Origin of the sequence: Mesorhizobium cantuariense (assembly GCF_042647205.1) — a bacterium.
Taxonomy (GTDB): domain Bacteria; phylum Pseudomonadota; class Alphaproteobacteria; order Rhizobiales; family Rhizobiaceae; genus Mesorhizobium; species Mesorhizobium cantuariense.
The window spans coordinates 5,529,663-5,543,450 of record NZ_JBHRVD010000001.1 but is presented as its reverse complement, the minus strand read 5'-3'; the positions used below and the strand labels follow the sequence as shown (position 1 = coordinate 5,543,450).

The window sequence follows — 13,788 nt, the reverse complement described above, 5'->3', positions numbered from 1 at the left end:
GCAGCACCCGTGATCAGCACTGTTGCTCCGTCAAAGCGGCCCATCACGCCTCTTTGTCGATCAGTCTCGCGGCGAGATGGGAAAGCAGTTTCACCGCCTCGCCATAAGTCCTGGCTTTTTCCGGATTGGAGGCGTTGCCGTCCAGCGCCCGCTTGAAGACGCCCTGGCAGATTGCAGCCAGCCGGAAGAAGGAAAAGGCGAGGAAGAACGTCCAGTTGCCGATACCGGTGAGCCCGCGCCGCCGGCAGTAGCTGGCGACGTAGTCCTCCTCGGAAGGCAGGCCGAGTGCGGAACGATCGACACCGTCCAGACCGCGAAAACCCGACGCGTGCGGCAGCCGCCATTGCATGCACTGATAGGCGATGTCAGCAAAGGGGTGACCTAATGTCGATAGTTCCCAGTCGAGCACCGCCAGCACCCTTGGCCGATCGGACGCGAAGATCAGATTGTCCAGCCGGTAGTCGCCATGCACCAGCGAGACGCGGCCGTCATCGGCCGGCATATGCGTTTCCAGCCAGGCGATCAGCCGGTCCATATCGGCGACAGTGCCGGTTTCCGAAGCGCGGTACTGGCTGCTCCAGCGCGCCAACTGGCGCTCGAAATAATTGCCCGGCCGGCCGAAATCGCCGATCCCCACGGTCTCGATATCGACATCGTGCAGCGCGGCAAGGGTGTCGTTCATGGCATCGTAGACGGCGGCGCGTTCTTCGTTGTCGCCTGCCTCCGGCAGCGCCGGATCCCAGAAGATGCGGCCGTCGAGGAAATCCATGACGTAGAACATGCGGCCGATCGGCGAGTCCTCCGCCGACAGATGCAGCATGTCAGGCACAGGCACGGCGGTGCCGGCAAGCGCGCTCATCACCCTGAATTCGCGGTCGACCTGATGCGCCGATTTCAGTAACTGCCCCGGCGGCTTGGCGCGCAGCACGTAACGGCCGCTTGCCGCCGTTATGAGATAGGTCGGGTTCGATTGGCCCGATTTGAATTTTTCGATGGAAAGGAGCCCGGAAAAGCCCGGTATGTTCGCCTCGAGGTAAGGCGCAAGCGCTGCCTGGTCGAGAACGGGATCACTCATGCCGTCTCGGGCTGGCGTTCGATCAGGGTCAGCGTCAGCCAGCGCGCCGTCAGCGCCGGTTTTTTCGAGCCCTCGATCTCGATCGTCACGTCATGCGCGGTCTGCACCCAGCCCGACGGCCTGACCTTGACGTCGGCCAGCACGAAACGGGTGCGGATGCGCGCCCCGGTCTTCACCGGCGCCAGGAAGCGCAGCGAATCGAAGCCATGGTTGACGCCCATCTTGCTGTTTTCCAGTGGCGGCATGGTCTCGAAGGTCATCGCCGACAACAGCGACAGCGACAGGAAGCCGTGTGCGATGGTGCCGCCGAACGGCGTTTCGCGCATCGCGCGCTCCGGGTCGCAGTGGATGAACTGGTGGTCGTCGGTGGCGTCGGCGAACTGGTCGATCATGCGTTGCGTGACCACCCGCCACGGCGACACGCCAACCTCCTTGCCAATATTGGCCAGAAGCACATCGAGACTGATCGGTTCCACGCTCATGTCCTCCAGTTCACCTCCGGCTTCTGTGGCCGGAAAATGTCATTCCTTGAACAGCGTCAGCCCATGCTGCACCGACTGTCCGCCGTCGATCGGCAGGATAGCGCCGGTGACATAGCTGCCTGCACGGCTGCACAAATAGAGCGTTGCGCCGGCAATGTCATCCGGTGCGCCGATACGGCCGATCGGAACGTGGTTGCCGACATGTCTGGCCTGTTCTTGCGTGCCGGTGGCAAACGCCGTCATACGGCTCTGGAAGGGGCCGGGGGCGAAAGCGTTGACGGTGATGCGGCGGGCGGCGAACTCAAGCGCCAGTGTGCGCGTCAGATGATGAACCGCGGCCTTCGAGGCGGTGTAGGAATAGGCATCGTCGGCCAGCGGCTGTGTGCCCATCACCGAACCGAGGTTGATCACCCTGGCCGGATCGGCGTCGCTGGCGGCGGCATCGAGCAGCGGCAGCAATTCGCGGGTCAGATGGAAGACCGCGGTGACGTTGACGCCGAGCACCTTGGCCCATGCCGAATAGGGAAAGCTCTCCAATGGCGCGCCCCAGGAGACGCCGGCATTGTTGATGAGAATATTGAGTTTCCCGGTCCGCGCTTTGACCTCGGCGACGAGTGCGGCAATGCCGGCTTCGCTGGAGACATCACCGGCAAAGCCTTCGGCCCGGCCCGGTGCACCAAGCTCGTTCAACTCTTCGGCGACCTTGACGCAATCTTCGCCCTTGCGCGACGCGATCATCACGCTGGCGCCGGCCTGCACCAGCGCGGTCGCCGCCATGCGGCCGATGCCGGTCGCGGCACCTGTCACCAGCGCGGTCTTGCCGGCCACCGAAAACAGCTCGTCCAGATAGCTCATCACAATCCTCCGCGCTCGGCATGCGGGCAAACAGTTCGCGTTGACAAGGCTATCCGAAGTACGGTCATCCTTGCCACTGACAAAATGCCTGGCGTGTATGAAGGGTTAGCGACCGATGACGGAGATGAATCTCGGCATGACCGAGCGGCTGAAGCCGATCCATGCGCGCGTCGCGGCCATGGTGCGCGACGAGATCATGCCGCTCGACAAGGAATTCCTGGGCGAGGTGGGCAAGGAAGGCGATCGCTGGGTCTATAGTGCGCGCCAGAGCGAGATCCTCGAAGGGCTGAAGAAGACCGCACGAGAGCGTGGCCTGTGGAATTTCTGGCTGACCGGCTCGGAACGCGGCTACGGCCTTTCCACCGTCGAATATGCCTATCTGGCCGAGGAGATGGGCAAGGCGCATCTCGGCGCCGAGACCTTCAACTGTTCGGCGCCCGACACCGGCAACATGGAGGTGCTGGAACGGTATGGCTCGGCCGACCACAAGAAAGAATGGCTGGAACCGCTGCTCGACGGCAAGATCCGCTCGGCCTATCTGATGACCGAGCCGGATGTCGCCTCCTCCGACGCCACCAACATTGCCATGCGTTGCGAACGTCAGGGCGACGACTATGTGCTCAACGGCGAGAAATGGTGGGCATCGGGTGCCGGCGATCCGCGCTGTGCCATCTACATCGTCATGGTCCGGACCGGCGGCGATGATGAGCCGAAGCACCGCCGCCATTCGATGATCCTGGTGCCTTCCGACACGAAAGGCGTGACCAAGGTCCGGGCCATGCAGGTCTATGGCGACGACGACGCGCCGCACGGCCACATGCACCTCCGCTTCGACAATGTGCGGATACCGGCGTCGAATCTGATCCTCGGCGAGGGCAGGGGGTTCGAGATCGCGCAAGGGCGGCTCGGCCCCGGCCGCATCCACCACTGCATGCGCGCCATCGGCCAGGCCGAAATGGCGCTCGAGATGCTGTGCCAGCGTTCGGTACGCCGCGAGGCCTTCGGTCAGCCCCTGGCCAAGCTCGGCGCCAATTTCGACATCATCGCCGAATGCCGCATGGAGATCGAGATGGCCCGCCTGCTCTGCCTCAAGGCGGCGTGGATGATCGACCAGGGCGATGCGCGCGCCGCCGCCCCCTGGATCAGCCAGATCAAGGTCGTAGCACCCCGCGTTGCGCTCAAGGTCACTGACGAGGCGGTGCAGATGTTCGGCGCGCAAGGCATCAGCCAGGACACGCCGCTGGCGCGTTCGTGGACGCATCTGCGGACATTGCGCCTCGCCGACGGTCCGGACGCCGTGCATCGCCGCCAGGTGGCGCGCACAGAGCTGAAAAAATACACGCAGGAAAAGGTTTGAGCGCCGGCATCATCATCCGGCGACGCCGACAGGTGCAAGCAAGGAGTGTTCCGATGACCGTCCCCTCCGAAATGAAGGCGCTGCTGCTGGTCGGCGACGGCTACACCAGGACGCCGAGCGGCAGCGTGCTGGAGGCAATGGAGCTCTATCTTGAGCCGGGCAGCATCGCGGTGCCGACACCGGGCCCCAGCCAGGTGCTGATCAAGGTCAGCCTCGCCTCGATCAATCCGTCCGATGTCGCCTTCATCAAGGGCCAATACGGCCAGCCGCGCGCCAAGGGCCAGCCGGCCGGCTTCGAGGGCGTCGGCACGGTCGTCGCCAGCGGTGACGAGCCCTATCCCAAAAGCCTGATCAGCAAGCGCGTTGCTTTTGCCACCGGCGTCAGCAACTGGGGCTCATGGGCCGAGTATGCTGTCGCCGAGGCTGCTGCCTGCATCCCGCTGCTCGACACCGTCCGCGACGAGGATGGCGCGGCGATGATCGTCAACCCGATCACCGCGCTCGCCATGTTCGACATCGTCAAACAGGAAGGCGAAAAGGCCTTCGTCATGACCGCCGGCGCCAGCCAGCTCTGCAAGCTGATCATCGGCCTGGCCAGGGAAGAGGGTTTCCGGCCAATCGTCACCGTACGCCGCGACGATCAGATCGCTTTGCTGAAAGAGCTTGGCGCGGCGCACGTCCTCAATGAAAAGGCGCCGGATTTCAAGGCGGCGCTGCGCGAGGTGATGAAGGCCGAGCAGCCGCGCATCTTCCTGGACGCGGTGACCGGGCCGCTGGCCTCCGCCATCTTCGACGCCATGCCGAAGCGTTCGCGCTGGATCATCTACGGGCGGCTCGATCCCGAAGCCACTGTTATCCGCGAGCCCGGCCAGCTGATCTTCCAGCACAAGCATATCGAAGGTTTTTGGCTGAGCGAGTGGATGCGCCAGTTCCGCGACCGCCGTGGCCCGGCGATCCTGGAAGCGCAGAAGCGGTTTTCCGACGGGCGTTGGTCGACCGACGTGACGGCGGTGGTGCCGCTTGCCGAGGCCATGGCGCGGGTGCCGGCGGAGCTGGCCAAACCCAACGGCAAGGTGTTCATCCGGCCTTAGAGCAATTCGAAAGACGCGAGAAACTTGGATACGAGGACTCAGAGAGCTTTCGACGGACGGAGAATGCCGGTATCCGGCAGCTGTCCGGATCGTCAAGCCGATGGCCGCGTCTTTCAGCCCCCTATGCCACGCCGCTTTGTCCGTGATATGTCGCCGCCATCGAATGCCGGGACAGGGCTGGACTGGGCCCGTTCCGGATGGTGTGGGGTGCCTTGATGAAGATGTCCAAGCCGGTGTTCGACCGTTTGGGGTTTAGCCTTTGGATCGGAGCGTTCCTGGTCGTTCTTGCCATGGTCCTGCGGTCGCCCCACACGCGCACGGTATGGCAGGCCTATATAGACGGCAGCGAGGCGCTTCTGGCCGGTCTGCCACTCTACGACACCCAATCCGAGATGGGGTATCTCTACGCGCCGGCCTTTGCCGCGCTCTATACACCGATAGTCAAACTCGGTCCGCATCTGGGCGGCGTGGTGTGGCACACCCTTGGCTTCGCTGTGCTGACCTATGCCGCGATGCGGCAGGTGCGCAAGCTCGGCGGCGGCGAATTGACGTGGCTGCTTTCTTTCGGTCTTTTCCTCGCTTTGCCGATGGCGCTTGGCGCGATCCGCAACGGCCAGGCGACGATCCTTTTGACCGGCGCCTGCTGGCTTCTCACTCTGTCGGCCCTGGAAGGGCGGCGGGCGGAGACGTTCTTCTGGGCTTCGCTTGCCATCATCGCCAAGCCGACCGCGATCATTATGCTGTTGTTGGTAGGAGCCCTTCGGCTCCGGTTGATACCGGCGCTGGTGCTGGCGGTGCTGTTCGTGCTGGCGCTGCCTTACGCTTTTGCTCCCGCTGGCTATCTCAACGATCAGTATCGTGTCTTCGCCCAGATGCTGACCTCCATGGCCGTCGACAACACCAGCCATTTCGTTGCGTCCGACTTCACGGCGCCTTTTACGGCCGTAGGGCTGCCCATTCCGGAATTCGGTGCCACGATCGTGCGCATGGTCATGGCTCTGTTTACGCTTTCAGCCGTCATCTGGTTCGACCGCAAGCTTGAACGCGGACCGGCGGGGCTGGCGATCTTCCTGACGGCCACTTTCTACATGTGCGTCTTCAACCCGCGCGTCGAGCCCAACACTTATGCCATGATCGCGGTGCCCGCCGGTCTCGCCATCGCTCTGTTGTGGCGCGAAGAGCGAGGCGGCGTCCTGGCCTCGGTGCTGTCCACGGCGCTTTTCGCGGCAGGACTGAGCGGCGTCGATCGCCATGTGCACGATCTCCTCTTCCCTTGGTTCCGGCCGATCACGGTCACTCTCATTGCCGGTTCCCTGATCTGGTGGTTCTGGGCCAAGGCACGGGAAAAGGTGGTGAATGCGGGGATCGCAAATGGCTGAGTTGCGGCGGACACTCGATATCGTTGCGCCGTTCTTCAACGAGGCGCCATCGGCATCCGCCTTCGCACGCCTGCTCGGCGAGCTCGAAGCGGCCGTGGCACAGCGCTACGGCATGACGGTGCACAAGATCCTGGTCGATGACGGCAGCCATGACGATGGCGCCGGACGGTTTTCCCAGGCGCTGACGGGGTCGTGGGAGATCGTCCGCCTCAGCCGCAATTTCGGCAAGGAAGTCGCTGTGCTGGCCGGCCTCGACCAGTCGCGCGCTGATATGGTGCTCATCATGGACGCCGACCTCCAGCATTCCTTGGACATCAGCCTGAAGCTGATCGCCGAGCTGGTGGACCATCCGGACATCGACGTCGTCTATGCGCAGAACGACCGCCGCGAGGCGAGCTGGCGGCGCAGCCAGCTGGCCCGGCTTTTCTACAGCCTGATCAACAGCAGCCAGCGTTTCGATATTCCCGAAAATGCCGGCGACTTTCGCGTCATGCGCGGCGCTGTCGCGCGCGCTCTGACCAGCCTGCGCGACAAGCGGCGCTTCAACAAGGGCCTGTTTGCCTGGGCGGGCTTTCGCCAGAAGGCATTGCCCTATTCGCCGGAGGGCCGCGCCAGCGGTACGTCGAAATGGAGCCGGCTCAACCTGATCGCCTTCTCGCTTGAAGGTTTCACCTCGTTTTCCGTCATTCCGCTGCGCCTCATCAGCCTCAGCGGGCTGCTCGCGGCGTTGGCCGGCGCGATCTACGGCGCCAAGGTGTTCTTCGAGGTGATCTTCTACGGCATTGCCGTTCCGGGTTACCCCAGCCTGCTGGTCGCCGTCGTCCTGCTCGGCGGCCTCAACCTGACCCTGCTTGGCCTGATCGGCGAATATGTCTGGGTCACGCTCAGCGAAAGCAAGGATCGGCCGGTCTATCTCGTGCGCGATGTCGTGCGCAGCGACGTCTCCGCCGAGAGGCCGGATCCGGGCGCTCCCGACAGATGACGCGGCGCATCCGTCTGATCGCCGATGATTACGGCCTGGCGCCTGGCGTCTCCGCCGCCATCCTCGACCTGCTCGATCGCGGCCGCCTGACGGGCACCAGCTGCATGACCGGCTTTCCGGAATGGGCTGGTGAGGCCGCGCGCATAAAACCTCTGTGCGGCCGTGTCGCTGTCGGGCTGCATCTTACCTTGACCGACCAGCCCGCCGTCACCGGCCGGTCGAGCCTGGCGCCGGAAGGCCGGCTGCCGCCGCTCCGCGCACTGGCATTGCCTGTTCTGCGTGGCCACATCGCTGAGCGCGATGTCCATGCGGAACTCGACGCCCAGTACAGCCGCTTTGTCGAGGCGCTGGGGCGCCGGCCCGACTTCGTCGACGGGCACCAGCATGTGCATTTCCTTCCCGTCGTGCGCACATGGCTGCGCGCGCGCCTTGGCGAAGGAAGCGACAAGCCGGCGCTGCGCGGCGCCCCGGCATTGGCCGGTACGTTCGCCGTAGTGCCGAAGGTAGCGGCGATCGCGGTACTCGCTGCCGGCTTCAACCGGTCGATGCAGAGCGCCGGTTTCACCCTTTTCGAGCCGCTGGCCGGCATCTATGACTGGCGGCGCCCCGAAAAATTCGCTCCTGTTCTGCAGGCCGCCGTAAAGGCGTTGCCGGAACGCGGGCTGTTCATGTGCCACCCCGGCCATGTCGACGAGACGCTGCGCGCTCGCGACACGATGCAAGGCGTGCGCGAGGTCGAGTTCGCGGTCTTGGCGTCGGACGAGTTGGGCGCAAGCCTGGCCCGTGCCGGTGTCGCAATCATGGACGGCAAGCGATGAGCGACGCCGAGCGGCCCCAGCGTTCGACCGGCAACAAGATCGTCCGCTTTGCCATTGTCGGACTTGCCAATACAGCCATCGACCTTGCCAGCTTCTTCCTGCTGCTCAAGCTCGGGGTTTCGCCGCTGCCCGCCAACATCGCAGCCTGGTTCATCGCCGTCACCTTCTCGTTCGTGGCGAATGGCTTCTGGTCGTTCGAGCGCAATCGAGCCATCCGGCTGCATGACGCGTTCCTTCGCTTTGCCTCGCTTGGGGGGCTGATTTCGCTCGGCGTCTCCAGCCTTTCGATCGCGCTGTTCGCCGGCATCGCCGGGGTATGGCCGGCAAAGATCGGCGGTGTCGTGGTGGCGGCGGTGCTGAATTTCCTCGCCGCACGCTGGTCGATCGAAGGCCGATCGCTGAAGTAGCGGCGGAAAACCGCCACACACTTTCCTGGAATGTCTCTATTCCGCGGGCTCTACATTGGTGTAGGCGGCTTCCTCGAGCTCGCGCTTCAGTCGGGCCTCCTCATGCGTTTTCGGCGTGACGAAGCGGCCAAGCAGGAGATAGGCGACCGGCGTCAGGAACAGCGTCGAGACGGTGGCCAACCCCAGTCCGCCAACGATGACCCAGCCAAGCGCGACGCGCGCCTCGGCACCGGCGCCGCTCGCCAGCACCAGCGGCAGGCCACCGAGCACGGTGCAGATCATCGTCATCATCACCGGCCGCACGCGGATGATCGAGGCCTGCTCGATCGCTTCGCGCACGCCAAGCCCGCGATCGCGCAGCTGGTTGGCGAATTCGACGATCAGGATGCCGTTCTTGGCCATGACGCCGACCAGCAGCACCAGGCCGATCTGGCTGTAGGCGTTGAGGCTGGTGCCGCTGAGGAGCAGCGCGAAGATGGCGCAGGCGAGACCGAGCGGCACCGTCGCCATGATGATGACGGCGCTGACGAAGCTCTCGAACTGGGCGGCTAGCACCAAAAGGATGATGACCAGCGCGAAGCCGAAGATGGTGATCATGGCGCTGTTGGTCTCGCCCAGCGTCGCGGCCTCGGCCAGCGGCAAAATGCGGCTGCCCGCGGGCAGCAGCGGCGTGGCGATTTCCTCGGCGCGGGTGAGCGCATCGCCGAGCGCGAAGTCGCCACTGAGGTTGGAGGTGATGGCTACCGACGGCTGCTGCTGTTCACGCGACAGCGATGGCGGCACGGCGCGTTCGGTCAGCGTGGCGATGGTCGACATCGGCACGAAGCGTCCGTCGGCCGTTTTCAGGAAGATGTTTTCCAGGTCGGTCGGATCGTTGATCGGATTGGTGGTCGAGACCAGCTTCACGCCATAACTGCGATCGGCGATGTAGACGTCGACGACATCGTTGCCGTCGAGCATGGCCTGCAAGGTGTTGGCCAGGCCGGTGATGTCGATGCCGAGGTCGGAGGCGCGTTCGCGATCGATGGCGACGGCAAGCTGCGGCTGAGTCGGGTCGATCGACAGGCGCGGTGTCTGGAAGCGCGGGTCCTTCTGCATCTCGGCGATGATCTTCACCGCCGCGTCGCCAAGCGCCTTGCGGTCGTTGCCGACCAGCGCGAACTGTAGACCGTTCCCGGCGCCGCGGATGCCGAGGCTGTTAGGCTGCACCGGGAAGATGCGCACGCTGGGAACCTGCCTGGTCAGGCGGCTGATCTCGGCCATGATCTCTTGCTGGCTGCGGCTGCGCTCGTTCCACGGCGCCAGCGTCATCACCATGAAGCCGGAGTTGTAGGAGCCGTTCTGGCCGGCATTCTCGAAAGTGCTGCGGATTTCGCCGGAATCGCGCATCGGCTGGATCAGCTTCTCGATCTTCTGCATCTGCTGGGTGGTGTAGTCGAGGCTGACGCCTTGCGGTGCGCTGATGCGCAGCAGCACGGCGGCGCGGTCCTCGGTCGGCGTCAGTTCTTGGCGGATGGTGCCGAACAGGGTGAAGGCGGTTCCGGCAAACAACACCGCGACCAGAAGCACGATCCATGGCGCATCGAGGCAGGCGTGCAGGCCGCGCCTGTAGGCTGTGTTGAGCGCACCACCGATGCGGGCGCCGATGCCACTACCGCCGTCGTGGTGGAGGGATGCGCTGGTCAGCATGCGCGAGGCGAGCATAGGGCACAGCGTCAGCGCCACCACGCAGGACAAAAGCACCGACATGGCGAGCACGAAGCCGAATTCGCGGAACAGGCCGCCGGTCTGGCCGGGTAGGAACGAGATCGGCACGAAGACGGCGACCAGCGTCAAGGTGGTGGCAATGACGGCAAAGAACACTTCCTGCGCGCCGAGCACGGCTGCCGCACGCGGCCCCATGCCTTCGTTGCGTCGTCGCACGATGTTTTCGAGCACGACGATAGCGTCGTCGACGACCAGTCCCGTCGCCAGCACCAAGGCCAGAAGGGTCAGGATGTTGACCGAAAAGCCGGCCAGATAGATGGCGGCGATGGTGCCGATCATGGCGACCGGCATCGACAGGCCGGGGATCAGCGTCGCGCGCCAGTCGAGCAGAAACACATAGATGACGATCAGCACCATGGTCACGGACAAGCCGAGGGCGATCTCGACCTCGTGCACCGCGCCCTTGACGAAGACCGCGTCGTCGCTGGTGATCTTGATCGACATGCCCTTGGGCAGGTTTTCCTGCAGTTTGGCGACGGCGGCCTGGACGCCGGTCGAGATGTCCAGCGTGTTCGATTCCGCCTGGCGGATGATGCCGATGCCAATACCGGTCTTGCCATCCGAACGCAGCGTGGTCTGGCCGACATCGGGGCCAAGCGTGACGGTGGCGACGTCGCGGATGCGCGTCGTGCCGCCGATGATGATGTTTTCGAATTCTTCCGGCGTGGTCACGTCGGCGGTCGTGCGAACGATCAGGTCCTGGTTGGTCGTGGTGATCGAGCCGGCGGGGGAATCGAAGGCGACCGAGGCAAGTGCCGCCCTGAGGTCGGCCACCGTGAAGCCGAGGCTGGCCAGCTTGTTCTGGTCGACGTCGATGCGGAAGATCTTGTCACGGTCGCCATAGACCTGGACGTCGGCAACGCCGGGCACGGCGGCCAACTCGTCCTCGATCTGGTCCTGGACCACCACGGTCATGTCCTGGATCGACATGTTGTCCGAGGTCACCGCCAGCCGCATCACCGGGTCGGAATTGGCGTCGGCCTTGACGATGCGCGGCGGATCGGCCGTTTCCGGCATCTGGTTGGCGACGCGGCCGACGGCATCACGCACGTCCGAGGCGGCGACATTGAGGTCGACGCCATCGTTGAACTCGATGGTGACGCGGCTCGAGCCGAATGAGGAAGAAGACGAGATCGATTTGACGCCGGAGACGCGGGCGACAGCGCCCTCGATCGTGTCCGTCAGTTCGCGGTCGACGGTTTCGGCCGCAGCACCCTCGAAGGCGGTGGAAACGGTGACGACGGCGCGGTCGACGTCAGGCAGTTCGCGGATTTCGACGCCGTAGAAGGCGGCGAGGCCGGCGACTGCGATCAGCGTGTTCAGCACGAAGGCCATGACCGGCCTGCGGATGAACAGCGCGGTGAAGCCGGTATCGCTGGCGGCGTTGACGGTTCCGGTCATGAGCCTTCGGCCGCGTCCGCGGCGCGCTGCTCTTCGCCGGCGAGGCGGACCGCGCCGCCCTCGCTGACGCTCTGGGTGCCTTCGGTGACCACCATGTCGCCGCTGTCGATCTCAGCGTCGATCAGCACCGTCTCGGTGTTGCGCTGGATGATGCGCACCGGGACCCGCCTGGCCTTGCCGTCCTCGATCTGCCAGAGATAGGCGCCGTCCGAACCCCACAGGATCGCCAGCGGGCTGACGGCCGGATAGGTCTGCCCCGGAAATTTCATGGTGATGCCGAACGACATACCGGCACGCAGGGAATCGGCGGGGTTGGCGATCTTGGCCTTGACCAGAAGGGTGCGGCTCTTTTCATCGATGTGGTTGTCTATGGCCGAAACCGTGCCGGTATAGGCATTGCTGGGATTGGCGATCGGCGTCGCCGTCAATTGCGCGCCAACCTTGACGGCGGCGGCGAAGCGTTCGGGCACCAGGAAATCGACCAGGATCGAGGACCGGTCGTCGAGCGTGGCGATGGCCGACTGGCTGGTGACATAGTTGCCGGCGGAGATCGGCAGGATGCCGACGGTGCCGGCGATCGGCGCCAGAATCGACCGGCGCTGCAGTGCAAGTTCCGCATCCTGAAGCGCCAGCTTGGCGCCCGCCAACACCACCTCGGCGTCGGCAACGGCGACCGGTGTCGCGGCGTTGGAAGCACGCAACGACTTGACGCGGTCGAGCTTGGCCTGCGCATCCTGCAGTGCGAGCTTGGCCCGGTCCTGAGAGATCACTTCGGTCTCGGAATCGAGGGTCGCGAGGATCCGTCCCTTGTCGACATGGCTGCCGGATTCGACCAGCAGTTCGGCGAGGCGGCCGGAACTGTAGGGATTGACGGTCACCGAGGCGTTGGCGCGGCCGGTGCCGATCGCCTGCAGGCGATCGTTGATAACAGCCGAAGTGGCCGCCAGGGCGACCACGTTCACCCGCTGGTTGCCGCCATTGCGGCCGTTTGCCTGCTTCGCGTTGGCCCCACCGGTTTCAGCAGGGGGCGCTGCCGCATAAACCCAGTCTATTCCCCAGCGTGCCAGCACATCCGGTGCGCCGGGATAAAAGCGCAGCCAGGCGGCTGCCGCGACAACCAGCACCACTAGCGCGAAAAGTATCTGTTTCCAGGCGGCCATCGGCACTCCGGTTGGTAAAACAATCCTTCCGTCTACCGGTTTCCCGAAATGAAGCAGACGCAGCGAGGCTATTATAAGGCGAGAAGCCACCCCCGATATCGCGTCCTTATGACAACTCTCCAGTGACTGCGCACATTAAATATACGTAACGTTCGAAGCCTAACGCAGACTTTCCATTTCGCGGATGCGTTTGGCGCCCTCTGCTTCCAGTTGGCGAGTAACGGCGCCGATCAGCGTTTCGGCGACGACGAACAGGGCGGCCGAAGAGTCCCATGCCGACGGCACCGCGGTTCGTCCGGCGATGACATGGCGGGCAAAACGCGCGATCGGCGACAGCCACTGGTCGGTGAACAGCACGATCTGAACGCCGCGCTGATGCGCTTTCTCGGCGAAGCGGACGAGGCTGTCCTGGTAGCGCCTGATGTCGAAGATCACCAGCACATCGCGTTTGCCCATGTCGATCAGCCGGTCGCGCCACATGCTTTCCTGGCCGGCGAGGTGAAAGACGTCAGGCTGGATGACCGCCAGGTGGGCGGCCATGTAACGGGCCAGCGGATCGGTGAAGCGGCCGCCGATCAGGAAGGTCTTGCCGCGCCGGTCGGCGAGCCGGGCGGCGATGTCGGCAAGCTGCCTGTCGGACAGATGCCGGAACGTCTCGCGCATATTGTCGAGCGTTGCTTCCAGCATCGGTGACACCGTGCCGCCGCCGGGCGAGGGCGGATTGAGTGTCCTTGTCGCCGGTGATTGCAGTTGCGCCGCCAGTTCGTCCTGCAGGCTCGACTGGAATTCCGGATAGTTCTGGAAGCCGAGCCGGGCGACGAAACGCAGGATGGTCGGGGAGGAAACGCCGGCCGCGGCCGAAAATTCGGCGACCGTCTTCAGGCCGATCATCGGATAGTTGGCGATCAGCGTCTGGGCCGCGCGCCGTTCGCTGGCTGGCATCGCGCCGATACGGTCGGCGATCAGTTCGGCAATGCTGGAAATCATCTTTTCCCCACCCTGGCTCGGTCGATG

At 64.4% G+C, this 13,788-nt stretch carries 12 protein-coding genes; 6 read left to right on the top strand and 6 right to left on the bottom strand.

Features of this window, described 5'->3' with window-relative positions:
- Window positions 1-43 precede the first annotated feature (43 nt).
- From ACFOJ9_RS26970 to ACFOJ9_RS26960, 3 genes are read right to left on the bottom strand one after another with little or no spacing between them, the layout of a single operon-like run.
- Entirely contained in the window at window positions 44-1,075 is a 1,032-nt protein-coding gene (locus ACFOJ9_RS26970; protein WP_378983093.1) for a phosphotransferase family protein, read from the bottom strand.
- Complete coding sequence (locus ACFOJ9_RS26965; RefSeq protein WP_292181701.1) at window positions 1,072-1,557, bottom strand: MaoC family dehydratase; 486 nt, start codon at window positions 1,555-1,557, stop codon at window positions 1,072-1,074. The genes ACFOJ9_RS26970 and ACFOJ9_RS26965 overlap by 4 nt, the downstream gene beginning before the upstream one ends.
- A gap of 39 nt (window positions 1,558-1,596) precedes the next feature.
- Window positions 1,597-2,412 (bottom strand): SDR family oxidoreductase, encoded by an 816-nt coding sequence (locus tag ACFOJ9_RS26960; RefSeq protein WP_378983090.1) that lies wholly within the window; start codon window positions 2,410-2,412, stop codon window positions 1,597-1,599.
- Window positions 2,413-2,527: 115 nt separating this feature from the next.
- Here ACFOJ9_RS26960 and ACFOJ9_RS26955 point away from each other — a divergent pair, with 115 nt between their 5' ends.
- The 6 genes from ACFOJ9_RS26955 (at window position 2,528) to ACFOJ9_RS26930 (ending at window position 8,446) form a co-directional block, all read left to right on the top strand.
- Window positions 2,528-3,769, top strand: a complete 1,242-nt coding sequence (locus tag ACFOJ9_RS26955; RefSeq protein ID WP_378983088.1) for an acyl-CoA dehydrogenase — start codon at window positions 2,528-2,530, stop codon at window positions 3,767-3,769.
- Window positions 3,770-3,822: 53 nt separating this feature from the next.
- On the top strand, window positions 3,823-4,860 hold the full coding sequence (locus ACFOJ9_RS26950) for a zinc-binding dehydrogenase (RefSeq protein ID WP_378983085.1): 1,038 nt from the start codon (window positions 3,823-3,825) through the stop codon (window positions 4,858-4,860).
- A 215-nt stretch (window positions 4,861-5,075) separates the two neighbouring features.
- Window positions 5,076-6,239, top strand: coding sequence for a glycosyltransferase family 87 protein (locus ACFOJ9_RS26945; RefSeq protein WP_378983082.1), 1,164 nt, complete (start codon window positions 5,076-5,078; stop codon window positions 6,237-6,239).
- Entirely contained in the window at window positions 6,232-7,221 is a 990-nt protein-coding gene (locus ACFOJ9_RS26940) for a glycosyltransferase family 2 protein (RefSeq protein ID WP_378983079.1), read from the top strand. Before ACFOJ9_RS26945 ends, ACFOJ9_RS26940 begins: the two co-directional genes overlap by 8 nt.
- Window positions 7,218-8,039, top strand: a complete 822-nt coding sequence (locus ACFOJ9_RS26935; RefSeq protein WP_378983076.1) for a ChbG/HpnK family deacetylase — start codon at window positions 7,218-7,220, stop codon at window positions 8,037-8,039. The genes ACFOJ9_RS26940 and ACFOJ9_RS26935 overlap by 4 nt, the downstream gene beginning before the upstream one ends.
- A complete protein-coding gene (locus ACFOJ9_RS26930; protein ID WP_378983073.1) occupies window positions 8,036-8,446 on the top strand; it encodes a GtrA family protein in 411 nt (136 codons plus the stop codon). The genes ACFOJ9_RS26935 and ACFOJ9_RS26930 overlap by 4 nt, the downstream gene beginning before the upstream one ends.
- Before the next feature lie 36 nt (window positions 8,447-8,482).
- Here ACFOJ9_RS26930 and ACFOJ9_RS26925 read toward each other — a convergent pair whose 3' ends face one another.
- The 3 genes from ACFOJ9_RS26925 to ACFOJ9_RS26915 all read right to left on the bottom strand — a co-directional run bounded on the left by ACFOJ9_RS26925 (window position 8,483) and on the right by ACFOJ9_RS26915 (window position 13,761).
- Window positions 8,483-11,614 carry an efflux RND transporter permease subunit gene (locus ACFOJ9_RS26925; RefSeq protein ID WP_378983070.1) on the bottom strand — a complete coding sequence of 1,044 codons (3,132 nt, stop codon included), beginning with the start codon at window positions 11,612-11,614 and terminating at the stop codon, window positions 8,483-8,485.
- Complete coding sequence (locus ACFOJ9_RS26920) at window positions 11,611-12,774, bottom strand: efflux RND transporter periplasmic adaptor subunit (RefSeq protein ID WP_378983067.1); 1,164 nt, start codon at window positions 12,772-12,774, stop codon at window positions 11,611-11,613. Before ACFOJ9_RS26920 ends, ACFOJ9_RS26925 begins: the two co-directional genes overlap by 4 nt.
- Before the next feature lie 159 nt (window positions 12,775-12,933).
- Window positions 12,934-13,761: a MurR/RpiR family transcriptional regulator gene (locus tag ACFOJ9_RS26915; protein WP_127398961.1), complete on the bottom strand. Its 828-nt coding sequence runs from the start codon at window positions 13,759-13,761 to the stop codon at window positions 12,934-12,936.
- Window positions 13,762-13,788 lie beyond the last annotated feature (27 nt).

Bases quoted from the DNA above. Each gene is read 5' to 3' on its own strand.
- ACFOJ9_RS26970 (WP_378983093.1), bottom strand. From the start codon at position 1,075: ATGAGTGATCCCGTTCTCGACCAGGCAGCGCTTGCGCCTTACCTCGAG.
- ACFOJ9_RS26935 (WP_378983076.1), top strand. From the start codon at position 7,218: ATGACGCGGCGCATCCGTCTGATCGCCGATGATTACGGCCTGGCGCCT.
- ACFOJ9_RS26915 (WP_127398961.1), bottom strand. From the start codon at position 13,761: ATGATTTCCAGCATTGCCGAACTGATCGCCGACCGTATCGGCGCGATG.
- ACFOJ9_RS26930 (WP_378983073.1), top strand. From the start codon at position 8,036: ATGAGCGACGCCGAGCGGCCCCAGCGTTCGACCGGCAACAAGATCGTC.
- ACFOJ9_RS26965 (WP_292181701.1), bottom strand. From the start codon at position 1,557: ATGAGCGTGGAACCGATCAGTCTCGATGTGCTTCTGGCCAATATTGGC.
- ACFOJ9_RS26925 (WP_378983070.1), bottom strand. From the start codon at position 11,614: ATGACCGGAACCGTCAACGCCGCCAGCGATACCGGCTTCACCGCGCTG.
- ACFOJ9_RS26950 (WP_378983085.1), top strand. From the start codon at position 3,823: ATGACCGTCCCCTCCGAAATGAAGGCGCTGCTGCTGGTCGGCGACGGC.
- ACFOJ9_RS26945 (WP_378983082.1), top strand. From the start codon at position 5,076: ATGAAGATGTCCAAGCCGGTGTTCGACCGTTTGGGGTTTAGCCTTTGG.
- ACFOJ9_RS26960 (WP_378983090.1), bottom strand. From the start codon at position 2,412: ATGAGCTATCTGGACGAGCTGTTTTCGGTGGCCGGCAAGACCGCGCTG.
- ACFOJ9_RS26955 (WP_378983088.1), top strand. From the start codon at position 2,528: ATGACGGAGATGAATCTCGGCATGACCGAGCGGCTGAAGCCGATCCAT.
- ACFOJ9_RS26940 (WP_378983079.1), top strand. From the start codon at position 6,232: ATGGCTGAGTTGCGGCGGACACTCGATATCGTTGCGCCGTTCTTCAAC.
- ACFOJ9_RS26920 (WP_378983067.1), bottom strand. From the start codon at position 12,774: ATGGCCGCCTGGAAACAGATACTTTTCGCGCTAGTGGTGCTGGTTGTC.